Here is a 21,948-nt window from a genome sequence, read left to right on the forward strand (position 1 = left end):
GCGGCTTTTTAAATGACTCGCTTTCCATATATAATATAGCGCTTCGGGGCATTTCCCACGTATGAAAACGGATAACAGGTCGTCAGAATCAGCTCTTCCCTTTCATGCTGGAGCGTGATAATAGATGTGTCATCCTTATCAACAATTTTTGTTTTTACAATTTCATATGTGAATTCTCCATAAGACAGGAGAATGCGGAGCCGATCTCCCTTTTCCAGCTCTCCCGTCCGGCGAAACACGGTATCTCGATGCCCTGACAGCACAATTTGTCCGTTTTCATCAGGATAATAGCTATCCTTATAATGCCCGACACCTTTTTCTAAATCATCAGCATCAGTGCCCTCCACAATCGGAAGCTCTGCATTGATTTTCGGTATTTCCAAAATGCCGCTCGCTTGGCCGGTTTCTGGCTTAAATGATGCTTTGTTCTTTGCCTGATCTGCGCTATTTTTCATTCCCGAAGGTTCCTGCGGATTTTCCGCCGCCAGTTTTGCTTCTTTTAATGTCTGTTCCGTTTTCATATTCGTATCGATCAATTTAAAGCCTCCATAGCCTGCGATCACTAGGCCGGCCGCAATGATAAGTAGTGGAATAACTTTTTTCACGTTCTGGAGGCGCTCCTTTTTCTTCTGACATATAAATAAGTTCCGGATAATGTCACCGCCGCACCGATCACCATAAAGTTATAGTAGTTTGCTGATGTATCCGGAAGCGGATGCTCTGACCCGCTTTCCCCGCCCTCGTTTCGTAAAGGCAATGTGCTGATGCTATTGGCAGCGTTTTTTGTGTTGTTGATAGGTATTTCAACGAATCTCAAAATGGCTGAAGGTGGCAGCTGATGAACCGGTGCTGTGCCCGGAGTCTCTTTTATATCAGGCAAATCCACATCAGGCTCTGGAACCTCTTTCATTGGATGCTCCGTCCCCAGGTCATCTCCAGGCTCTTCCGTAACCGGGTCTTCTGTTACAGGGTCTTCAATATCACTGGCTGCAGCGAGCTTAATCCTTCCCTCTTTTGTATACGCAATTGGCTCATCAAAACTCTTCACGTACTCAACTGTCGCTTCCAAATCCTCTGGCCCTGTCACCGGATTTTTCCCGAGCAATCCGATCGGCTGGTATTTGGTGCCTGTCGCCGTCGCCATAAAGTTGTTGACGGTTAATGTATATGTGGCATCAGGCTGGATCTCGGTGCCATCTGCCATTTTCATATCGACTGCTTTTCCAGTTTCTTTATCCCACGTGTACGTAAACCCGCTGATGCTGTAGTCAGGCCCAAAAACCGGCGAGATTTGCGCATTGATAATCTCTCTTAAATCTTTTCCTTTAATCTCAAGCTTCGTTAACACATTTCCAAACGGCTGAATATTGTAAAGGTCTCCCCACGTAATCGGGCCCTTTTTCAGCGTTTCACGTATGCCTCCGCCATTCATAAGAGCGAAATCCGTTTTCATGGCAGTTCTCATTCCATCCGCAATCAGGTTTCCAAGTGGTGTATCGCCGTCATTTGAATACCCTCCTTCCATATCAACAGCTGCTTCGCCGACTACTTCGCTGATAATCGGTTCAGCAATAGTTTCGTATTTCTTTAAAATGGCTGAAGCGCTGGCATCCGGTTCGATTTTACTTTGATCCACATATACGATTTCCGCTGACTTTTTGACAATGTCTTTTGTCGTTTTATCGATCTCTACATCAACGACACCTATCGCTTTTCCATATTCATACGCTTGAACAATCAGTTTTCCATTCACTTCGCCGTTAACAACCTTATGATTATGCGCGGCAAAAATCACGTCAATTTCAGAATCTGTTTTGTTTGCAAGATCAGCAGACTCTCCGGTAATGGCGTTGCCGTTTTGTTCAGCTGACATATGTGCGAGAACTGCGATGGCCTTTACGCCTTTTTTCTTCAGCTCTTTGGCCGCCTCATTCACCGCTGTCGCTTCATCTGTAAACTCGATATTTTTTATTCCTTCAGGCATAACCATACCAGCTGCGGACTGTGTGACAACTCCGATAAAAGCCACGGGTACGCCCTCCACATTTATGATGTCGTAAGCCGGCAAAAAGGGCTCTCCAGTTGATTTCACTTTACAATTGGCACATACAAGGGGAAAGTTCTGTCCATCATATCCGCTTGTGCCTTTCGGGTGATCACCGCCATTTAAAATTCTCAGCAGTTCATCGGTGCCTTCATCGAATTCGTGGTTTCCCACAGTTCCGACATCAAATCCGATGTCCTCCATTAATTCTACAGTGGGTTCATCCTGAAGAAGAGATGAAACTGGAGAGCTGCCTCCGATCATATCTCCCGCGTGCACCATTAGCGTGTTTTTCTTATCAGCCTTTTTTTCTTTTAAATATGCGGCGGCATAGTCCATGCGTCCAAATGTGCCGTCTGCAGTTCCGTTCCCATCGAGATCAAGCTCATATTGCTGATCGATCTTGCCATGCAAATCATTCATGCTGAGAATTCTTAGCGGCACATTTTTTTCAGGTGCCGTTTGCCTCATTTTATATCCTGCGTTCTCCGCTTCCTTTGCTGATGCAAAGAAAATTCTGTTTTCCACCGCGACCCTCTTCCAGTCAGCCGGCTGCACATATGTTTGATTCGACGAATCCCCTACATATCTTGTCAAGCCTTTCCCTTGCTCTCTGGCTCTGAATTCAAACGGCATTTCCATGAGCGGATCGTTTTCATTCCAAATTCCTTTTTGTTCTTTTTTCGCAGCAGCTACTGCGGACTGAAACTGCTGATAATCCTCTTCATTGTCAACCGGCCAAATAAAATATGTCGGCGCATAGCCTTTTTTCACAAGCTCTAAGTTCACGTTGGAACCTGATTCAGTTATGACTTGTCCGAGCAGCCTACCATAGCTGTCCTTGGCTTCACTCCCGACCTTAACAGTGATTTTATCCCCTGGGGACAGAACCGTTTTTAGATAGTCAGATGCCTTTTTGCCAAATCTTAATTGATTTTCGTCTGCGTCATTTTTTGGTGTGTGATATGTTTCAGGTGTATCTACATTTACAAACCGGATTTTGGTCGTTCCAAGAACCGGAGATTTGAGATGAATGGTATCGCCGTCAACAACCCGGTCAACAATCCCTTCATATTCTCCCTCAGCAGACGGAGGTGCGGGCTGCTCTTCAAGCAGCTTCAGGTCAGACGATTTTCGCGGAAGCAGCTGAAAGGATTGGTATCTGCTTAACACACCAGTAAATTCATACCATTTACCCTCATTAAGTTCGTCTATCACCCCTGTTTCATTCATAACCCGGAGCGTCATTGCATGATGATCGTTATCAATCATCGTTACATTGTAACCGCCGCCTGAAGGAGAACTTGGAATTGAGGAGACAAATGCAGTTAGTGTCACAAGGCGGCCTTCATACTGATCACCCAGACTGCCGTTTATGAGTTCATTGATTGTTAATTGTTTAGGGGCGGGGAGAGGCTGGTTTGACTGATTGATTTTGATGCCTGATAAGATTGGAACGATTTCTTTCAGTCCCTGGTAAGTCGTGATTCTCCCTGTCACCGTGACATCCATGCCCTCTTTTAATTCAGGAAATTGTTCGGGGGAAGGCGAATACATGTTAATGCCTCCGGTTTCATCTTGCAAAAAGGTCGACAGCTTCCCGCCTCCGATTGCGTTTTGATCAGCTGTAACGATCCCTTTTATCGTTACTTCTTCATTCAGCCTTCCCCGCGCTTCATTTATGGTCATTGTGTGTTCAGCCGGCGGAGTTTTCGTGTCATCGGTTAGGTTCATCGACTGAACGTTTTTAAGTCCCGTCGTGTTAAAGTAATTTTCAAGCTTGCCTTGAACCGTTATCTTTTTTCCAAGAAGAAGCGGATTGGTCTGCAGCCCAAACTGGTTTCTGAAAGCTGAAGGGATTTGCACAGGAAGGATATGATCGGGCGATATCTCATTTTTGCGGTCTGCCAGCGCGACATTATAATCATTTGAAAATGGGCTTGTCAGCTTGTAATGCTGCGGGGAAACAGCCTGGCCGACTGCATATCCTTCGACAAGCGCCTGTCCTTCTTTTTGCTGTTTTGCCTTCTCAACTGATATAGCCTGCAGCGGTTCAGCTGCAGTTACCGCTTCGCACGTGTTCATGACATTTAAGAATATCAATGCCATGATCAATACCATATGCATCATACGCCTCATCATATTTCCTCCCTTAATATACACATAATGACAATGACTTTGTCTGCTTACCATTTCGACAGACAGCATATAATTCCTTTCAGGCTTCTGCATAATACGCGGCGGACTGGCACAAAATACAGCTGATCTGAAAAACAAGGAGGAATTCGGTTTGGATCAGTTAAATCAGCAGCAGCAATCCCAAATGAACAAAGGTATTCCTGGAAAACCGCATAAAAACCACGGCGGACATGAAATGTTTGATATGCACGAGGTGCTGTCCGGAACACTTACTGTGCTTGATCAGTTTATGATGCTGAGACAATTCTGTAAGGATCAAGAATTATTAAATATCCTTGATCGTCAATATCAATTCATTTCTTCTCAATACAATATAACTGCAGAATGTTTCAAAACAGGAAGCGAACCTTCACAAAAAACAGCAACTTATATGATGAAGGAAGACAACCAGACTGTTTATGGCATGCAGCCGTCACAGCCTAAAAAGCCTGTTCAATCCATGAATGATATTGATGACAGCATCATCAGCAGACAAATGCTTTGCGCGGTTAAAGCACAAGCTTCTATGCTGACGATGGCTTCTCTGGAAATGACAAATCCGGCCGTAAGACGCGTACTGTCTGCGCAAATTCAGGAGTATGTTGAAATGGCATTTGAAATTTTCCTATATCAAAACAAACACGGCTATTACCAAGTTCCTCAGCTTGATTCGCAGGATATGGAACAGCTGAGAAATTCATTCGCTCCTGCACAAGGACAAATGCCTCCGACACAAGGCGGTATGGGCCAGCAAGGGCTTCATTAATACAAAGGCATTGGATAGATACTATCCAATGCCTCACTTTTTTCAAATTTTTTCTTAAAGTCTTTTTCAAATTGATCAAGACTTTCCTTTGTTGCTGATTTAAACCCTTTTTTAAAGTCCCCTTTTTTTGCCGTTTCCTTTATCAGTTCCGATATAATGTCTTTCCCGTATTTACCCGTCAGCTCATCGAGCATATAAAAGCTTTGCAAATAGACATCAGTTTCATATTCGGCTCTGGCTTCCTGCCAGTCTCGGTCTGACTGCAAACGGTCAAAAGGGACAACAGAAAACGTGATCGGATCGATAAGCAATTCATAGTTCGCAATCCACTCGCTTAACCCTTCATGAAACCATAACGGAAACTCATCGGGGTCCGCCTCAAGCTCCTTCAATTTCTGGTGAAACGCATGATGTGTGTATTCATGAATCAACAATCTCTGGTACAAATAAACCGCTACCTCGTCCCCTTCTAAAAGTTTCTTTTTCTCTTCAGGCAACAATCCGATCAGCTGCTCCCGCTCAGAATAAAAACCAACGACATCCAATAAACCGGAGTAATCCTCCATCTGTTTTTCATTAGAAAAAAAAATAATATCAATAGGCTTTTGATTCGAATATCCAATCATAAACTGATTAATACTGACCGCATATTCAAGCGTTTCTTTCGTCAATGGCAGTAAGGACTTTTCCTTAGAAGTGTAATAAATATCGGCCTGTTTAAATGACTCTTTCTTCATGTGCTTCGTCACTTGTTCTTTTGTGATTCCAGATGCCTGCCCTGGCAAAGACAGGATATACATCGTGCTTGATACGATGGCTGAGCTTACAGCCAGCATCACAAGGACTCCGCACAGGAATAGAGCGGATGCCGCACGCTTTCCTATGCCACCCCGCAAACGTCTCCCTCCCTGAGCCGGTCCGTCTTGTACCTTTTATTTTTACTCTATGCAGCCTGAGTTCACAGTGTGTCATCAACGCACAGAAAAAGCCGCACAATTTGTGCGGCTTTTTTCATTTATTCAGCGTTAGGGAATACGCGCTGTACAGTTTGTGTAAATTCATCAAATAACCCGGCGATTGGATCACCATTTTGAATACGTTTTCCATATCCTTGCATACGCTCTACAAAATCAGGGTTAGCTGAAACGTAAACATTATCCATGTTTTTATCAGTGTCTCTCACTTTATCTGAAATCTTCTTTTTGAGGTCTTTTCCAACTTCTTTATTTCCATTTGTTAATACAACTGCCACATATGCTTGATTTCCGGCAACAATTACATTTGCATGTTTTACTTCTTTCATATCAGTGATTTTATCGGCAGCGTCGTCAGCAACATCTAATTTACGGTTGTCATTACCGTTATTATTGTTGTTATCGGTATTGTTGACATTGTCAGTTACATTATTATCGACATTGTCACGATTATTATTGCCATCGTTAATATTTCTTGTGCCATTATCGTTCACCGGATTGCGATAGTTAACATTTTCAGGTTCTAAATTATCACGTCTGCCCTCACCCTGATTGGCCATACTGCAGCCAGTCATAAGCAAAGGGATAAGAAGCACAGACGCAAGGACTTGTTTTTTTCCAAGCATGTGAATTCCTCCTTTATCACTTTACTTATAGGTTTTTCTAACTGGCTTTAATTATGCATGAAAATCTGAAGGAAATGCTTTCCCGGAAATATAACGGTTAATTTGTCTAATGAGGGGGAAAATATGAATACATTGCAAAGGAGGGATCATGTTGTTCAACCAGCGAAGAGGAATCAGCCCCGCAGCATTGATCATCGGATCAACTATGCTTATTGCTGCATTATCACCTCAGATCCGCCAAAGAATCAGCGGGTTTATCACAGGACAAATGAACAGACAACATTCAGAAAATAACACATTTGATGTTTCTAATGTAGGAAACATGGTCAAACAAGCATTAGGCGGCGGTAGCGGTGATAACCATGACCGTTCACAACATCAAAGCCAGCGGCAAAACGGCCGTCAGCACCAGAATGCCGGACAACAGCAAACACAGCATCAGCATACACAGACACAATCGAGGCAAACTGAAACAGCCCCGAAAAAAAGACAGCCTCATTATGCTGAACCCATTCATTTTGAGCAAAGCGCAATGAATGTCATGGACGACAACACGATGATGGAAATGCTGGAGGACTTAGAACCCGGCCGTTAAAAAACGTGTAACCTGGCTCAACATTGGCCTCTAGGTGTTTTTTTCTTTTAAACTTCTTGTTTTCTATATTTTTTCGCCTATTTTGGAGTACAATTGGCGAGCTAAAAAAATCCTTCTTTCGTTCAATTAGAACGTTTGAAGGATTTTTTGTTTGTGCTGCCGCTCTATCCGAAGCAATCTTTATCGATTCATTATTAGCTCCCTCATCAAAAGGCTGAAAAGGACAGAACACTATTCATTTTGTTTCTTGCTTCAACACTCAACATTTAGAATTTACTTGAGTGTTGGAAAATGCTGTTGACTATTCAGTTGAACTGTATTACATTATTATTAAGTTGAACTATATAGTCAAACTGAATAGAGGGTGCGGATATGAAACACAAATTATTACCGTTGTCTGAAACCATGCATTATATTTTATTAGCTCTGCGCGAGCCGCTCCATGGCTATGCTGTAATGCAGAAGATAGAAAAGATAAGTAACGGTACTGTTATTTTAGCAGCGGGTACATTATACGGTGCGATTGAAAACTTGAATAAGCATGGTTGGATTGAACCTGTCGGAGAGTCAGGCCGGAGAAAAGTTTACATGATAACTGAAGAAGGAAGCGCTATTTTAAAAATGGAACAAAATAGGTTATTGCATATTTTATCCTTGTACGAAGGAAGTGAATCGAATGAAGAAATTTAAGATGTTTTTTGATATTGAAAAAGAGGAACAATGGCTGAACGAGCAATTACAAAAAGGCTATCGTTGTACAAATATTAGTGGATTAGGAATATACACTTTTGAAAAAACCGACAAGAGATATGTGATCCGACTGGATTACCAAGATATTTTACCAAAGAAAAAGTTCAAAGATTACAAAGGGATATATGAAGACTTCGGTTGGATTTATATAAATGGCCCTTGGCTTAGTGGAATTCGATATTGGCAAAAAGAAAATGATGGTCAAAATGAAATCTTCTCGGATCGCCAATCAAAGAGTAATTATTATAAAAGATTGATGAATTATTCTTCAGGTTTAGGTCTCATGTGTTTGTTTTTTTCTTATATGATCTATAAGGATTCAGGTTTATATTTAACTGAAGGTCTTTGGAGTATGAAAGGTGAATGGTTTTGGAAAGCATTTTTATTTGAAACTCCATTTGCTCTTTTGAGGTCGCTTCCCGCCCTTATGGTTGTTCTCTTTGCCGCCAGTTTTTATAAAGTGTATCGAAAGTATTCAATGTTAATAGAAAAATAATGCGAAGAGGTTCATTATGAACTTTTTTAATTCAATGAAGCACGATTGAATTAGATTTGGATACTCATCTTCTAGCAGGAATCTTTTATGGGGCCTCAGATAAGTTAGCGTCTTCAAGATACCATGAATACTCGTTAAAAAAACAATTTTCATTTCAATTAGATCAATCCATTGATCAGTAATGTCGGCTTGATCTTCCAAAAAAACAAAAAAAGAAACCCATGAACCTTTATATTACAAGGTTCATGGGTCTTATTAACGTGTAATCCCTGTCGGGTTACACGTTTTTCATATGTTACGCTTCTTCAGCTTCAATCACTCTGGATTGATCATGAAATGTACCTCGATCAATTTCCTTCGTGACCTTACTTGTAATAAGGCCGGATGTCATACTTCCGCTGACATTCAAAGCAGTACGCCCCATATCAATTAACGGTTCAATTGAGATTAATAAACCGGCGAGCGCTACAGGCATGTTTAATGATGATAATACAAGAAGCGCTGCGAAAGTCGCTCCGCCGCCGACTCCGGCAACACCGAAGGAGCTGATGGCAACGACTGCGATAACAGTGATAATAAACACCGGGTCGAATGGATTTTGACCGACAGTCGGGGCAATCATCATCGCCAGCATTGCAGGATAAATGCCCGCACATCCATTTTGGCCGATCGAAAGGCCGAACGAACCGGCAAAGTTTGCGATCCCTTCAGGCACACCCATGCTTCTCTGTGTTTTAATATTCAGCGGCAAAGCACCTGCGCTTGACCTTGACGTAAATGCAAATACAAGTACAGGCACTGCTTTTTTCAAATAAATCACAGGATTCAAGCCGCTGAACGTCAGCAGCAGCAAATGAATGATAAACATAGTGATTAACGCGGCATATGAAGCAATCACGAACATGCCCAGTTTTAGAATGCTGTCAAGATCACTCGTTGCAATCGTTTTTGTCATGATAGCCAACACCCCATAAGGCGTCAGTCTCAAAATGAGTGTGACAACACGCATGACAATGGCATAAACGGCATCAACCAGTTTTTTAAATGTTTCTGCCTGTTCCGGCTGTTTGTTTTTTACGCCGAGGAATGCCACTCCAAGGAAAGCGGCAAAAATAACGACAGCGATCGTTGAAGTCGGTCTAGCTCCCGTAAAATCTAAAAACGGGTTTCCAGGCAGCAGTTCAACAATCTGCTGCGGCAGCGTTTTCGCTGTCATATCCTCTGATTTCTGCTGAAGCTCCTGCCCCCGTGAAAGCTCTGTACTTCCTTGGTCAACCTGAATCGCCTGCAAATCAAATGAAAGTGCGGACACGATACCGACAGCTGCTGCAACAGCTGTTGTTGCTACTAAAATCCCGATAATCAAACCGCTGATTTTCCCGAGATTTTTTGTCAGTTTCAGCTTTGTAAATGCACCTAGAATCGAAATAAAGACAAGAGGCATGACAACCATTTGAAGCAATTTGACATATCCGCCCCCGGCAATATTAAACCAGTCGGCTGTTTGAATAACTATATTTGAAGTCGGGCCGTAAATCAGCTGAAGCGCAAATCCAAATACAATCCCCAGTCCCAGCGCAGTAAATACACGTTTAGAGAAGGAAACATGTTTTTTCTGCATAACAAAGAGCCCTAAGATAAGTAAAAATAAAATAAATACATGTAATACAACTAGTAAAGTCTCCAAAGCAGGTAAACTCTCCCTTCAAATTTTCTCATTTACTATATTACACTAATTCCGATGGGTCAAGTGCGAATTATTTTAACTTATCAATTGAAGCAAAAAAACCTTATATAATGCCTTTTTTTTCTTTTCTTTCCCTTCCATCTTTAGTACCTTATATAAGGGTGATAATATTTGCTGAAAGAACTGTTTGTAAACTTGACGATTTTAATCACATTTAATTATCTCTTCACCCACCTGTTTAAAGAAAGGTTAGTACATAAAAAAGACAGCATATCCTTTCAAGCTGTTAAAGGACTGGCCTGCGGTTTGCTCGGGGTTATTCTGATGGTGTTTGGATTTACCTATCAGCATTCAATTATTGATCTTCGAAATATCCCTATTATGATTGCCGCTCTTTATGGAGGCTGGGTTTCAACGGCAACGGCCCTGGCTATGATCGCTGCTGGCCGCATGCTGATCACAATGAACACATCTGCACTTTACTCGGTTATTATCATTTGTATCGCTGCCATCCCGTCACTCATTGTTTCTAGAAGAAAAAAAGTTCAACTAAAACATGCTTTCTATCTTATAATAATCACAAATAGCTTGATCTCCTTTACCTTTTATTTTCTTATAGACTTACATTCATATGAACTTCATTTATATTTTTGGATCATCTCAATAGCGGGCGGTATGCTCAGTTTATATATTATTGATCATGAAACAAATGCACATCTTCTTTATAAACAATATAAGTTTCAAGCGCACTTTGACTTTTTAACAGGCGTGTATAACCGAAGAAAGTTTGAAGAAATCACAAAAGCTCTGTATCGACAGGCGGCCGATACCCCGCATTTTCAATTTGCACTGATTTATATGGATATCGATCATTTTAAAACCATCAATGACCAATATGGCCATCATGAAGGAGATCAGGTGCTCAAAGAGCTGGGCTTACGTCTGAAGCAGAGCATCCGAAATAGTGATCCAGCCGCTCGGATCGGTGGTGAGGAATTTGCCGTGCTTCTGCCGAACTGTTCTCTTAATAAAGCAGCCCAGATCGCAGAACGGATCAGGAGCGCTGTCAGTCATGAACCGATTATATTAAAAAACGGTGAAAAGCTTTCCGTTACGATATCACTGGGGGCCGCTCATTACCCCAATAATACGGAACGGCCAAGATCCTTGCCCATTCTTGCCGATCAAATGCTTTACAAAGCGAAAGAGACGGGACGGAACAAAGTGTGTTTTTCAGAAAAAAAAGAATGAATTCAATGTTCGAATTCATTCTTCCAATCTGAAAGACGTTTCAAAGGCAGAAAAGCCGGGACAAGATCTCCCTGATATTCTTTTTCTATAAATGCCGCTGTATCATCAGCTTGATAAAGCTCAAGAATGGTTTGCAGCGCTTCCCGATCTTGATCCTCCGCTCTGACAACAATCAAATTCATCTCTTCCACAGACATGAGACCGCCGCTCTTTATGGTATGCTTTTTCGGGTTCAGGCCCGCTTTTTTTGCTTCAGATGGTTTCATAACAAACACGTCCCCACCGCTCACTGCATCCTGTTGCCGGACAGCTTTCAATTTCAGGTGTCTCGGATTATCTTTAATCATATCAACTGAACCTGTTCCGTTAAATCCGTTTTTCAACGTTAGCAATCCCGCCTCCTGAAGCACAGTAAGCGCCCTGCCAAAATCGAACGCTTTATCGGGAACAGAAACAACAGCTCCCCGCGGTATATCTTGGATTCTGTCATATTGTTTTGAATAAATGCCCATAGGCGTTATGTATGTCGTACCGAGCGGTGCAAGCTTAAGTTTGTGTTTTTGAGTGAACGATTGAAAATATGAAATGGTTTGAAAGGCGTTGGCATCAATTTCTTTGTTAGCAAGTGCGATATCAGACTCCGCATAATCAGAAAAAGGGATCAGCTGAATATCAAGCCCTGCCTCTTCAGCCTTTTGAGCAATATAGTTCCATATTGCCTCGTCAGACTCAGCAATCCCGATTTTTATCGATTCATGTGCTGCAGACGGTGAGCATGCAGTAAATGAAACGAGAAGAACAAGGACGAAACTGCATATAAGCCACTTTTTCATTGTGACCATACTCCTATCTATGTATTAGAGCATGCAAGCAATATCAGACAAAAAAATCATACGCTCTCTTAGTTGATAAACGTTGTCATTTGTAATATTGATTAACTTTTACCTTACTCATATCCAATCAGGTTGTCAATTCCTATGACATTATCTTCCCAAAATGAAGGCATACGAAGGCAAACGTATGATCACATATCGAGAAAGCAGATGAATTTCCGTAAATAAATATCAAATTGAAAAATAAATATGGTATTTTCCCAAAAAAGTTTCAATAAGCAGTTGTTTTTTCTGAAGATTACTGGTAGAGTAAAGGTAATTATTTTTGTTCGAACTATCTTTAAGAAGAAAGTTTTGTAAGAGTTTTCGTCTTGAAAGTTTGTTAAGAGCAAGAATAGTGAATTTAAGCGTTATGATCGCTTTAGGAGGAAATTTCATGTTAGAAGGTAAAGTAAAATGGTTCAACTCTGAAAAAGGTTTCGGATTCATCGAAGTAGAAGGTCAAGACGATGTATTCGTTCATTTCTCTGCTATTCAAGGCGAAGGCTTCAAAACTTTAGAAGAAGGCCAAGCTGTTTCTTTTGAAATCGTTGAAGGAAACCGCGGACCACAAGCTGCTAACGTTACTAAAGAAGCGTAAGCATAAATTGATATGAAAAACTGCAGGTGCAAACCTGCAGTTTTTATTTTGGACAAAAAAGCTGTTTTGCATAAGCAAAACAGCTTTTTCATTAGTTTGCAATATCCCGTTTCATGAAGATTCCAAAAGCAAGCAGCAGGAAAATGATAAAGTAGATCGCAAGCATGACGATAGAAAACGTCATAGTCATCCCTTCTATTAACGGTGTGCCATCCACATACTGAGTTAAATCGACATTAGCAAACAATATATACTTTGCCCAGTCAAATTTCGCTGCAATAAATGCAGTGGCTGTCGTACCGGCAACCAATAAAAAGATGGAAAACCCTACTGCAAGAGAGCTGTTTCTGAATACTGCAGACAGCATAAACGCCATCGTCGCCACCATTAAGGCCGAGACGGATTCAGAAAGATACGTTGTGGCCAAATGACTCATCATGTTTTGCTCAATGACATGGCCATCCTTATAGATTAAATGAATATTCGCGGCGGTTTCACCACCCGTCCCGAAGAAAATCAACCCTAACAAAGTAGAACCGATAAATAAAATCAACAGCAATAGGAACCCAAACAGGAGAACTGTAATATATTTGGACATCAAAATCTGAAAACGGCTGAGCGGCCGAATCATTAATAGCTTAATTGTTCCCCAATTAAATTCGTTAGCGACAATTCCGGCTGCGATAATAATGGTAAACAGTCCGGTAAGGATGGTAAAACCTGCTGAATCCGTTACATAAGACCATACAGTATAGCCCGTGTCATTTGGGATGTTATGTTCAATGCGATAGTTGTTGAGTGTGATTATTTCTTTATATCCATCTTTCAGTGAAGGATCGTCTTTGATTTCTTTCTTTAATTCGGCGTTTTGTACTTGAAGTTCTTGTTTCCAATGAGAATTTGCTTCACCGGCAGAAAAATGATTCGCCAAAAATGCAAATCCAACCATTGTTAGCCCCAGAATTCCAATCATCACCCATGTTCCGGCACGGCTGAAAATTTTGATCCACTCATTATAAATCAAATTAAGCATGCTGAACCTCCTCTTTTGTTTCACCTGTCATTTCTAAGAAACGGTCCTCTAATGATTTTGTTATAATTTTGACCTCGTAAATGCGGATTTGCTGCATCACCAGCAGTTCAATAACCGCAGGGACTTCGTCTTTAGCCAGTTTGAGTTCTACACCATTTGTCTTACTCACCAAATCATACTGGTTTAAAACAGTAGCGGCTTCATTCGGCTGCTCAACCTGAAAGAAATATGTATCGTTCTCATCAATGTTTTCATCTTTTACATTTTGAATATCGATCAGCTTTCCTTTTTGCAGAATCGCAATGCGATCACACATCAGTTCCATCTCTGACAGCAGGTGGCTTGAAACGATGACAGCCATTCCTCTTTCTCGGGTCAGCTTCTTTAAATGATCTCTGATTTCCCTGATTCCCGCCGGATCAAGGCCATTTGTCGGTTCATCCAAGATCAGCACTTTCGGATCATGCAGAAGGCATTGTGCCAAGCCAAGACGCTGTCTCATTCCTAGAGAATAGGTTTTCACCTTGTCGTGGATTCTGTCTGTTAAACCAACCAGCTCAACAACTTCATCAATTTTTTCCTTCGTGACACCCTTGACCATCCTTGCGTATTGCTGGAGATTTTTATATCCGCTCAAAAATTTATAGAGCTCTGGATTCTCTACGATCGCTCCAATATGCTTAATCGCCTTGGCATATTCTTTCGTAATGGATTGACCGCAAATGAGGACATCACCTTTCGTCAGCTTCATTAAGCCTACTATCATCCGGATGGTTGTCGTTTTCCCAGCTCCGTTTGGTCCCAAAAAACCGAATACTTCACCTTCACGAATCGTAAAACTGAGATCATCAATGAGCGTTCGGCCTCTGATGTTTTTTGTCACATTTCTCAATTCCAACACTGTTTTCATCATATTCCTCCTCTTTCTAGCAAACTTCCATTTTTGATTTAAACCATTGCAAAACAGACATGCCTTCCTGTTCACGAATATCTTCTACATCGCGCTGCGCCACTTTTTCTCCATTTGCGAGTATGATGACTTCGTCTAACAACGTCTCAATTTCATCAATTTCATGTGTCGCGATCACGACAATCTGCTGCTCAAAATCAATGTACGATACAAGGCTGTTTACGATGGAGTCCCTCACCATCGGATCAAGCCCCGAAAAAGGTTCATCAAGCAAGATGACGTCTGCCTGTCTCGCTAAAGCAAGAACGATTTTCAGCCTGCCCCGATTTCCTTTTGATAGCTTTTTGATCTTTTTTTCCGGATCCAGCTGCATCTCATTCAATAGTCTATAAGCTTGTTCTGTTTGAAAATCAGGAAACTGCGACTGATAAAAATTCACCATATCTTTGACAGTGAAATCCGGATAAAACATATCAAGCTCAGTAAGATAAGCCGTTTGACGCACCATATCTCTCGTAGCTTGTTTTCCATCTGCTTTTACAAACCCTGAAGTCGGAAACAAAAGGCCAGCCATCATTTTCAGGGTCGTTGACTTGCCGCTGCCGTTCGGTCCGATCAGACCATAAATCCGTCCAGATGATAGGGTAAATGACACATCATTGACGGCCGTATGGCGGCCGTATTTTTTTGATACGTGTTCTAGCTTGATTTCCATTTTAGCCTCCCTCTGTGAATGTTTTAATGCCCTCTAACATTTCCTCTTTCGTGAGCCCCAGCTCTTTCATTTGCTTGACAAAGCCTTCCAGCACTTCTCGTGTCAACTTGTCTTTCAGCTCGTCTACGATTTCTGCTTTTTCCGCAATAAACGTCCCTTGACCTCTTCTTGTCTCCACAATACCCAGCCTTTCCATTTCACTGTAAGTTCTTTGAATTGTATTGGGATTTACCTTAGTTTGAATCGCCATTTCTCTTACTGAAGGAAGCTTGTCTCCTGGGAGCAGCTCCTTCCTGACCAGCCTATAAAAGATCTGATCAGCGATCTGCAGATAAATCGGTTTCGAGGATTGAAATTGATTATCCATATTTACACCTCTACTTTACGATCAAGCAGTTTTGAAGCCATGATGAGCAGCAAGAACGTGATGACTAAGGTAATAGGAAACCCTAGCACAGACAGATGGATAGGTTTTAATTCCAATTTCCAAACGTTATGGAAGTGGAAATCAAAATTGCAATAGACTGTTACCGGCCAGAAATGCTTTTGAGATTCAACCAAAGGGCTTATGATGTATTCATCGTAGAATAACCACACTGCGACCAACAGAACCATCGCAACCCATCGCATTCCGCGCCAATTCCTGAGAGCGTGAAAAACAGTCCAAAACACGATGACTGTTACTGACATATCTAACGAAGAAATAAGCCCATACATATTCAGCAAAGCCACTGTACTCGTTATATCAACTTGATGCTCCAGCAGATTTTTTAAAGAGAGCATATGATACATCCATATCCCATAGGCTGTTAATGCCAACTGAATCACAAATTGATAGAGCAAAGATGCTGCCAATTTAGAAGAAAACAGCCATAAGCCGCCATTTGGATTGTACAGCCAAAGCTGTGATTTCCCTTCCTTGCGAAGGTGATAAAACACAAAAACAGGAGATAAGAAAAGCAGAAAAAAAGCAACTGCAACAAAAAACCCAAAAACGACTAGAGGTTCTTTCGCGCGAGAAGCTATAATATGGCCTGTTCCCAATAAAAAAGTCATTCCGCATATCCATACTAGCAGCCACATTCTTGAAAGCTTGATATCTTTCTTTAATAAACCTAAAAAAGAATCCATGTCTTTACCTCCCGGAAGAATCCTCGGTGTATGAGTAACATAGTACACTAGATCAAAATGAAATACAACATATTCCATGGATTTATTTGATAAAAAACATAATTGATGTAAACAGCAAAAAAGGCAAACCCGCCATGAGTAAACGGATTTGCCTTTTTCATTATTTTTTCTTGTTTTTCATAGAGAGCAGCGCATCACGATAGCTGCGGTCCTGCATTTTGTCACTTTCCTCAGTGACCTCTTCTTCTGCCTGATCTTCGTCAGAATGCTTAAACTTTTGCAGCGCCTGCCTGTAAATATCATCACCCATTGTGTTACGTTTCTCTTTTTGAGAATCATTTTCGACAACAGATGGCGTATGCTCGGCAGCCCTTGCTTCAGCAGGGTATTGCGCTTCGTTTTTTTCCTCTTCTGGAGGTGCGATTCTATCAGTTGCTTCTTGCTTCTCAGGTCCAGGTGAGGCGCTGCGGACATTAAATGTAATAAGGGCCGCAATGACAATGACAGCAGCAATAATTGCTATAATAATGGCCATTTCAACCTCTCCTTACTGTCCTGCTGTTAGGTTTCCTGTGACTTGGCTGACACGTCTTCCCAACGCGCGTCCAAGCTGAATACCTTCCTCAGACATTAACTCATCACTATCAACCGGACAAGTGACGCCTGCTCCGTAATAAGAGCCATAAAGTGCGTTTTCAGGCACGTTGCCAGGCAGTCCGACAACGATCATGCCTTGGTGGAACATCGGCGTGATTAAATTATGCATTGTCATTTCCAAACCGCCGTGTGTTGTTGCCGTTGTGCAGAAAACAGCACCGACTTTGTTGATCAGTTCGCCTTCAGCCCACAAGTAGCCAAGTCTGTCGATCCAAGTTTTAAGACCGGAGCTGATTGTTCCGAAATGCCCAGGGCATCCCCAAATAATCGCATCCATATCTTTAAGCTTGCGGATATCCGCCTGATCTACATGGTCGATGAATACTTCAGACGCGTCGTTTTCTCTCGCACCTTCAGCAATCGCCTCTGCAAGCACTTTAGTATGTTCGCCTTCACTATCATACACTACATAAATTTTCATTCAGGAAACCTCCCTGTACAGATTAAGATTCCTTAGCTTCTTTAGGAGCAGGAAGTAATGAAAGCTCCTCTTTTTTCTTCTTACGCAATTTATCTTTTCTGACGTCACGCAGGAAGATACTTAAAATCAACCCTGCTACACAGAATAAGGTTGCCCACATAAAGGCATCATTTATCCCCATGACATTGGAATCGAGTGACGCGTGTTTATAAATATGTGAGTACACATACGTTTTCGCTGTATCATAAGACACATTCATGTTCACCATTAAATTCGAAACTGCATTTTGGAACGCATGGAGGAAGTTCGGGTCCGCCGTGCTCGTTTTATCTGCAATTTGTGAATAATGGAATGTCGTCCGGTTTGTATAAATCGTCGTAATTAAACTTGTACCGATTGATCCGCTGATTTGGCGAAGTGTGTTGCTCATCGCCGTTCCGTGGCTGTTTAGACGGGCAGGAAGCTGGTTCATCCCGGCTGTCATGACTGGCATCATTAAGAGAGACATACCAAATGCACGAATTGAATAGATCAGCATGATGTGTGTATATGGTGTATCAATTGTCAATTGCGTGTATTGATACGTTGTTACCACTGTCACGAGAAGCCCGATAATCGCAAGCGGTCTCGGTCCGAATTTATCGAACAAAATACCTGAGATCGGTGACATAATCAGCATAACGATCGCACCCGGAAGCAGAAGCAGACCGGATTGAAGCGCCGTAAAGCCGACCAGGTTTTGCAGATAAATCGGTAAAAGGAACATACCAGTGTAAAGTGCCACTGTAATAATGATATTAATGACACTCGAGAGTGAGAAAATGTCATATTTAAACACTCTGAAATCAAGCATCGGATCATCATGACGCAATTGCTGAACAACAAAAGCAACAATTGCAATGGCTCCGATAATAACTGTAGACAATACAATCGGGTCGGTCCAGCCGTCAGATCCGGCTTCACTGACTCCGTATAATAAGGAGGCGAATCCGACAATCGAGAGGATTGCGCCAAGAGTATCGAGTTTGATTTTTTGCGGCTCCACCATATTTTTAAAGATGAAGAAAGCCACAATGATAACAATTGCGCCGATTGGCACAAGTCCGTAAAACATAATGCGCCATGTATAATGCTCAATAATCCACCCGGACAGAGTCGGGCCGACCGCTGGAGCAAACATCATCGCAAGCCCGAAAATCCCCATTCCTTTCCCCCTGCTTTCAGGCGGGAAAATTAACAGAATGGTTGTCATAACGAGCGGCTGCAAGATACCTCCGCCCACGGCCTGAATCAAACGGCCGATCAGCATTGTAGAGAAGTTAGGTGCGATACCGCAGACTAACGTACCGAGCGTAAAACAGAACATTGCGACGAGAAAGAGACTCCGTTGGCCAAACCTTGTAATCAGGAAGGCAGATAACGGAATCAATACGCCGTTAACAAGCATGTAACCTGTTGTCAGCCACTGAATCGTCGTTGCACTTACGCCAAATTCAGTCATTAAATGCGGCATTGCAACGTTAAGCAATGTTTGGTTGAGAATTGCCAAAAATAAACCCGCCATTAGCACAATCAGCAATGACATAGGGCTTTTTGCATTTTTTTCTTTACCTGTAGCCATCTAAGACAACCTCCTTTCATGGTTTGATGACTGATCTGTTTTACTCAGAAATTTTAACAGATGCGTTCATGCCAGGAAGCACCTTATCAGATGGGTTTTTGATTGAAATTTTCACTGGAATTTTTTGTGTTACTTTTGTGTAGTTTCCGCTTGAATTTGTAGAAGGAAGCATATCAAAAGTTGAGTTAGTCGCATATCCAATTTCTTCTACAGTACCGTCAAATGTTGTATCAGGGTCTCCGTCAACTACTACGTCTACACTATTTCCTACTTCAATATCCGCAATATCTGTTTCTTTAATATTTGCTGTGATGTATAGGTTGTCCATGTCAATCGTTTGTGCAATTGTTGTACCAGCTTGTACGGTTTGTCCGTTTTTCACTTCGTTTTTCACAATTGTTCCATCCATAATGGATTTTACGTCAACAGTTTGTTCACCTTTGATTTTTGCAACTGTGTCGCCTTTTTTCACTGTTTTTCCTTCGTCCAGATCCCAGTCAGATACTTTACCTGCTGCTGGAGCAGTAATAGCAGCCATATCGCCGGCTACTTTTGCTTCATCTGTTTTTACGTAGTTAGTGCTTTGATAATAGTAGTAAGCACCTCCAGCTATAATTGCAAGAACAACAATCAAACCGATAATGTTGGTCAGAATTAAACGTCCTCTGTTCATTTTGTTTTCTCCTTTCGTTTCATCCTCTATCATTTTGCGGAAAGCTGGTGAAAATATGTGAGAAGTTTTTAATTACCGCTTTTTTCTGAACAGCCTTCAGCAAGCTTCGTTAAGCTTCCGGCAAGTTTGCGCAAATACTGCAGCTGGGAGGTATCAAGCTTTTGGTACAAGCCCGCTCCCATTTTTGCATATTGCACAGCGGCTTTTTCTATCAGTTCTTCCCCTTCTTCGGTTAACTGAATCATGACGATACGGCGGTCATCCGGACTGTCATATCGATTCATCAAGTGGCGCTTATACAGAATATCTGTCATCCGCGTCACAGAAGCAGGCTTAAGATCAAGCGACATTGCCAGCTTGCTTAGCGGGGTACTTCCGCTTTGATGAATTTTAAACATCAGCAAATATTGAAGGACTGTAATATCAAAAGGCTCAAGCACAATCTCCAATATCTTCTTCTGTTTTTTATAAATCGCCCGAGACGTATCGAAGAGCTGTTCAAAAGTGAGCAAAGCACGTTCTGATTCAGTCAACTCCTTTTCACCTCATTCCTCAATAATAGTTCACAAGATAAAATATTAATAAATGAAAGAAGATTTGTCAAAGGAAAAATTTCTTTTTCTCCCGTATTTTTTTCGCAAGCGTTTTCTTACTTTTATTAAATAAAAAAAAGCCCTGAAATGGGCTTTTCATTACGAAAATTGATGGCTTACACCAGACTCTTCATTTCTGAAAAAGCTCTTCAGCGCCTGAAAAACATCAGATTTCTGTTTTAAAATATAGTACTTAAATTTCTCATCTTTCACATTTTTATATGCAGACATTAACGTTGAATGCCTGTTGTACTGATTGACCTCGCCGTAGCAGAATAGATTGGCCTTCTTCATAATATCATTAACCAGTTTCACACAGCGCGCGTTGTCAGATGTTAGGTTGTCACCGTCAGAAAAATGAAACGGGTAAATGTTATAGCGAGCGGGATTGTACTTTTCATCAATAAGCTCAAGCGACTTCCGATATACGGAAGAACAAATGGTTCCGCCGCTTTCTCCCTTTGAGAAAAAATCCTCCTCCGAGACAACTCTTGCTTCTGTATGATGGGCAATAAATTCAATTTCCACAGTCTCGTATTTCGTCCGCAAAAAACGGGTCATCCAGAAAAAGAAGCTTCTGGCCATGTATTTTTCCCAAACCCCCATACTGCCGCTTGTATCCATCATTGCTAAAACGACAGCTTTTGATTCAGGCTTTGTGATGTCATTCCACGTCTTATACTTCAGGTCCTCCGGATAAATTGGATAGAACGACGGCTTTCCTGACATTGCGTTTCGTTTAAAGGCTGACATCATTGTTCTTTTCTTATCAATGTTACCGGTTAACCCTGTTTTACGAATATCATTAAACTCAATATCTGTATGAATAATATTGTCCCGCTCTTTTTGCTGGAGATTCGGAAGCTCTAATTCTTTAAAAAGCGCTTCTTCTAAATCCATTAATGAAACTTCCGCTTCATAATAATCCTCGCCTGCCTGATCACCGGCACCCTGCCCTTTTCCTGGCCCTTGTTTTTTGTCTGATCCATCCCGGGCCACAACATCACCAACCTGGCTGTCGCCGTCTCCTTGCCCTACATGTTTATTCTTATCATAGTTGTAACGGATTTTATACTCATCAAGTGAACGGATTGGGATTTTCACTACATCTTTTCCATTAGACATAATAATGCTTTCCTCAGTTACGAGGTCCGGAAGATTGTTTTTGATCGCTTCCTGCACCTTTTTCTGGTGACGCTGCTGGTCATCGAAGCCTTTGCGATGGAGGGACCAGTTTTCCTCAGAAATCAAAAAATGGCCGCTGTCATTTTGGGACATGAATTCCCCTCCTTAACCATTTGTGGTCGTGATACATACGTATTCCGGCTTGTGCCAGATTATGAAACAAGTCTTT

At 41.7% G+C, this 21,948-nt stretch carries 22 protein-coding genes and 3 pseudogenes; 6 read left to right on the plus strand and 19 right to left on the minus strand.

What is annotated here, in order from left to right:
• Positions 1-8: 8 nt before the first annotated feature.
• Positions 9-605 carry a sortase SrtA gene (gene srtA, locus QA442_RS17455; protein WP_095432744.1) on the minus strand — a complete coding sequence of 199 codons (597 nt, stop codon included), beginning with the start codon at positions 603-605 and terminating at the stop codon, positions 9-11.
• On the minus strand, positions 602-4,252 hold the full coding sequence (locus QA442_RS17460) for a sortase-dependent nonspecific endonuclease YhcR (RefSeq protein ID WP_095432745.1): 3,651 nt from the start codon (positions 4,250-4,252) through the stop codon (positions 602-604). Before QA442_RS17460 ends, srtA begins: the two co-directional genes overlap by 4 nt.
• Before the next feature lie 82 nt (positions 4,253-4,334).
• Here QA442_RS17460 and QA442_RS17465 point away from each other — a divergent pair, with 82 nt between their 5' ends.
• Positions 4,335-4,988, plus strand: coding sequence for a spore coat protein (locus QA442_RS17465; RefSeq protein ID WP_095432746.1), 654 nt, complete (start codon positions 4,335-4,337; stop codon positions 4,986-4,988).
• Here the strand turns inward: QA442_RS17465 and QA442_RS17470 are convergent.
• Both QA442_RS17470 and QA442_RS17475 read right to left on the minus strand, forming a co-directional pair.
• Positions 4,920-5,884, minus strand: a pseudogene (locus QA442_RS17470) (hypothetical protein). The gene QA442_RS17465 and the pseudogene QA442_RS17470 sit on opposite strands and share 69 nt — an antisense overlap.
• 119 nt (positions 5,885-6,003) lie before the next feature.
• Positions 6,004-6,588: a YhcN/YlaJ family sporulation lipoprotein gene (locus tag QA442_RS17475; protein WP_095432747.1), complete on the minus strand. Its 585-nt coding sequence runs from the start codon at positions 6,586-6,588 to the stop codon at positions 6,004-6,006.
• 148 nt (positions 6,589-6,736) lie between these two features.
• Between QA442_RS17475 and QA442_RS17480 the strand changes: the two genes are divergently transcribed.
• The 3 genes from QA442_RS17480 (at position 6,737) to QA442_RS17490 (ending at position 8,429) form a co-directional block, all read left to right on the plus strand.
• The gene (locus QA442_RS17480) at positions 6,737-7,183 is read left to right on the plus strand and encodes a hypothetical protein (RefSeq protein ID WP_095432748.1); all 447 of its coding nucleotides are present in this window, start codon (positions 6,737-6,739) and stop codon (positions 7,181-7,183) included.
• A 372-nt stretch (positions 7,184-7,555) separates the two neighbouring features.
• Complete coding sequence (locus QA442_RS17485) at positions 7,556-7,873, plus strand: PadR family transcriptional regulator (protein WP_014663320.1); 318 nt, start codon at positions 7,556-7,558, stop codon at positions 7,871-7,873.
• Positions 7,860-8,429 carry a DUF2812 domain-containing protein gene (locus QA442_RS17490; protein ID WP_095432749.1) on the plus strand — a complete coding sequence of 190 codons (570 nt, stop codon included), beginning with the start codon at positions 7,860-7,862 and terminating at the stop codon, positions 8,427-8,429. Before QA442_RS17485 ends, QA442_RS17490 begins: the two co-directional genes overlap by 14 nt.
• A gap of 91 nt (positions 8,430-8,520) precedes the next feature.
• Here the strand turns inward: QA442_RS17490 and QA442_RS22250 are convergent.
• A pseudogene (locus QA442_RS22250) lies at positions 8,521-8,633 on the minus strand (hypothetical protein); the annotation flags it as partial.
• 91 nt (positions 8,634-8,724) lie between these two features.
• On the minus strand, positions 8,725-10,116 hold the full coding sequence (gene tcyP, locus QA442_RS17495; protein ID WP_095432751.1) for an L-cystine transporter TcyP: 1,392 nt from the start codon (positions 10,114-10,116) through the stop codon (positions 8,725-8,727).
• 171 nt (positions 10,117-10,287) lie between these two features.
• Here tcyP and dgcK point away from each other — a divergent pair, with 171 nt between their 5' ends.
• Positions 10,288-11,367: a diguanylate cyclase DgcK gene (dgcK, locus tag QA442_RS17500; protein ID WP_095432752.1), complete on the plus strand. Its 1,080-nt coding sequence runs from the start codon at positions 10,288-10,290 to the stop codon at positions 11,365-11,367.
• A 2-nt stretch (positions 11,368-11,369) separates the two neighbouring features.
• Here the strand turns inward: dgcK and QA442_RS17505 are convergent, their stop codons facing one another.
• On the minus strand, positions 11,370-12,200 hold the full coding sequence (locus QA442_RS17505) for a MetQ/NlpA family ABC transporter substrate-binding protein (RefSeq protein ID WP_095432753.1): 831 nt from the start codon (positions 12,198-12,200) through the stop codon (positions 11,370-11,372).
• Between the two features lie 436 nt (positions 12,201-12,636).
• Between QA442_RS17505 and cspB the strand changes: the two genes are divergently transcribed.
• Entirely contained in the window at positions 12,637-12,840 is a 204-nt protein-coding gene (gene cspB / locus QA442_RS17510) for a cold shock-like protein CspB (protein WP_003224086.1), read from the plus strand.
• Positions 12,841-12,931: 91 nt separating this feature from the next.
• Here the strand turns inward: cspB and QA442_RS17515 are convergent, their stop codons facing one another.
• The 12 genes and pseudogenes from QA442_RS17515 to yhbH all read right to left on the minus strand — a co-directional run bounded on the left by QA442_RS17515 (position 12,932) and on the right by yhbH (position 21,872).
• Positions 12,932-13,873: an ABC transporter permease gene (locus QA442_RS17515; RefSeq protein WP_095432754.1), complete on the minus strand. Its 942-nt coding sequence runs from the start codon at positions 13,871-13,873 to the stop codon at positions 12,932-12,934.
• The gene (locus QA442_RS17520) at positions 13,866-14,783 is read right to left on the minus strand and encodes an ABC transporter ATP-binding protein (protein ID WP_095432755.1); all 918 of its coding nucleotides are present in this window, start codon (positions 14,781-14,783) and stop codon (positions 13,866-13,868) included. Before QA442_RS17520 ends, QA442_RS17515 begins: the two co-directional genes overlap by 8 nt.
• Positions 14,784-14,799: 16 nt before the next feature.
• Positions 14,800-15,498 (minus strand): ABC transporter ATP-binding protein, encoded by a 699-nt coding sequence (locus QA442_RS17525; protein WP_095432756.1) that lies wholly within the window; start codon positions 15,496-15,498, stop codon positions 14,800-14,802.
• 1 nt (position 15,499) lies between these two features.
• Positions 15,500-15,865 carry a GntR family transcriptional regulator gene (locus tag QA442_RS17530; protein WP_003233424.1) on the minus strand — a complete coding sequence of 122 codons (366 nt, stop codon included), beginning with the start codon at positions 15,863-15,865 and terminating at the stop codon, positions 15,500-15,502.
• A gap of 2 nt (positions 15,866-15,867) precedes the next feature.
• Positions 15,868-16,629, minus strand: coding sequence for a hypothetical protein (locus tag QA442_RS17535; RefSeq protein WP_095432776.1), 762 nt, complete (start codon positions 16,627-16,629; stop codon positions 15,868-15,870).
• Between the two features lie 9 nt (positions 16,630-16,638).
• Positions 16,639-16,790 (minus strand): annotated as a pseudogene (locus tag QA442_RS17540) (hypothetical protein); the annotation flags it as partial.
• Positions 16,790-17,164 (minus strand): hypothetical protein, encoded by a 375-nt coding sequence (locus QA442_RS17545; protein WP_069149250.1) that lies wholly within the window; start codon positions 17,162-17,164, stop codon positions 16,790-16,792. The pseudogene QA442_RS17540 and the gene QA442_RS17545, both read right to left, overlap by 1 nt.
• 12 nt (positions 17,165-17,176) lie before the next feature.
• Entirely contained in the window at positions 17,177-17,707 is a 531-nt protein-coding gene (locus QA442_RS17550) for an NAD(P)H-dependent oxidoreductase (protein WP_095432757.1), read from the minus strand.
• 22 nt (positions 17,708-17,729) lie between these two features.
• Positions 17,730-19,328, minus strand: a complete 1,599-nt coding sequence (locus QA442_RS17555; protein WP_095432758.1) for an MFS transporter — start codon at positions 19,326-19,328, stop codon at positions 17,730-17,732.
• Between the two features lie 40 nt (positions 19,329-19,368).
• The gene (locus tag QA442_RS17560; protein ID WP_014476241.1) at positions 19,369-20,034 is read right to left on the minus strand and encodes a biotin/lipoyl-containing protein; all 666 of its coding nucleotides are present in this window, start codon (positions 20,032-20,034) and stop codon (positions 19,369-19,371) included.
• 35 nt (positions 20,035-20,069) lie between these two features.
• Positions 20,070-20,534, minus strand: coding sequence for a MarR family transcriptional regulator (locus QA442_RS17565; RefSeq protein WP_040083640.1), 465 nt, complete (start codon positions 20,532-20,534; stop codon positions 20,070-20,072).
• 159 nt (positions 20,535-20,693) lie between these two features.
• Positions 20,694-21,872, minus strand: coding sequence for a sporulation protein YhbH (gene yhbH, locus QA442_RS17570; protein WP_069839143.1), 1,179 nt, complete (start codon positions 21,870-21,872; stop codon positions 20,694-20,696).
• Positions 21,873-21,948 lie beyond the last annotated feature (76 nt).

Source organism: Bacillus stercoris (assembly GCF_029772985.1).
Taxonomy (GTDB): Bacteria; Bacillota; Bacilli; order Bacillales; family Bacillaceae; genus Bacillus; species Bacillus stercoris.

Bases quoted from the DNA above. Each gene is read 5' to 3' on its own strand.
- QA442_RS17490 (WP_095432749.1), top strand. From the start codon at position 7,860: ATGAAGAAATTTAAGATGTTTTTTGATATTGAAAAAGAGGAACAATGG.
- QA442_RS17525 (WP_095432756.1), bottom strand. From the start codon at position 15,498: ATGGAAATCAAGCTAGAACACGTATCAAAAAAATACGGCCGCCATACG.
- QA442_RS17515 (WP_095432754.1), bottom strand. From the start codon at position 13,873: ATGCTTAATTTGATTTATAATGAGTGGATCAAAATTTTCAGCCGTGCC.
- cspB (WP_003224086.1), top strand. From the start codon at position 12,637: ATGTTAGAAGGTAAAGTAAAATGGTTCAACTCTGAAAAAGGTTTCGGA.
- QA442_RS17550 (WP_095432757.1), bottom strand. From the start codon at position 17,707: ATGAAAATTTATGTAGTGTATGATAGTGAAGGCGAACATACTAAAGTG.
- yhbH (WP_069839143.1), bottom strand. From the start codon at position 21,872: ATGTCCCAAAATGACAGCGGCCATTTTTTGATTTCTGAGGAAAACTGG.
- QA442_RS17460 (WP_095432745.1), bottom strand. From the start codon at position 4,252: ATGCTGTCTGTCGAAATGGTAAGCAGACAAAGTCATTGTCATTATGTG.
- QA442_RS17475 (WP_095432747.1), bottom strand. From the start codon at position 6,588: ATGCTTGGAAAAAAACAAGTCCTTGCGTCTGTGCTTCTTATCCCTTTG.
- QA442_RS17520 (WP_095432755.1), bottom strand. From the start codon at position 14,783: ATGAAAACAGTGTTGGAATTGAGAAATGTGACAAAAAACATCAGAGGC.
- QA442_RS17560 (WP_014476241.1), bottom strand. From the start codon at position 20,034: ATGATAGAGGATGAAACGAAAGGAGAAAACAAAATGAACAGAGGACGT.
- QA442_RS17480 (WP_095432748.1), top strand. From the start codon at position 6,737: ATGTTGTTCAACCAGCGAAGAGGAATCAGCCCCGCAGCATTGATCATC.
- QA442_RS17535 (WP_095432776.1), bottom strand. From the start codon at position 16,629: ATGGATTCTTTTTTAGGTTTATTAAAGAAAGATATCAAGCTTTCAAGA.
- QA442_RS17555 (WP_095432758.1), bottom strand. From the start codon at position 19,328: ATGGCTACAGGTAAAGAAAAAAATGCAAAAAGCCCTATGTCATTGCTG.
- QA442_RS17485 (WP_014663320.1), top strand. From the start codon at position 7,556: ATGAAACACAAATTATTACCGTTGTCTGAAACCATGCATTATATTTTA.
- QA442_RS17530 (WP_003233424.1), bottom strand. From the start codon at position 15,865: ATGGATAATCAATTTCAATCCTCGAAACCGATTTATCTGCAGATCGCT.
- QA442_RS17545 (WP_069149250.1), bottom strand. From the start codon at position 17,164: ATGGCCATTATTATAGCAATTATTGCTGCTGTCATTGTCATTGCGGCC.
- QA442_RS17505 (WP_095432753.1), bottom strand. From the start codon at position 12,200: ATGAAAAAGTGGCTTATATGCAGTTTCGTCCTTGTTCTTCTCGTTTCA.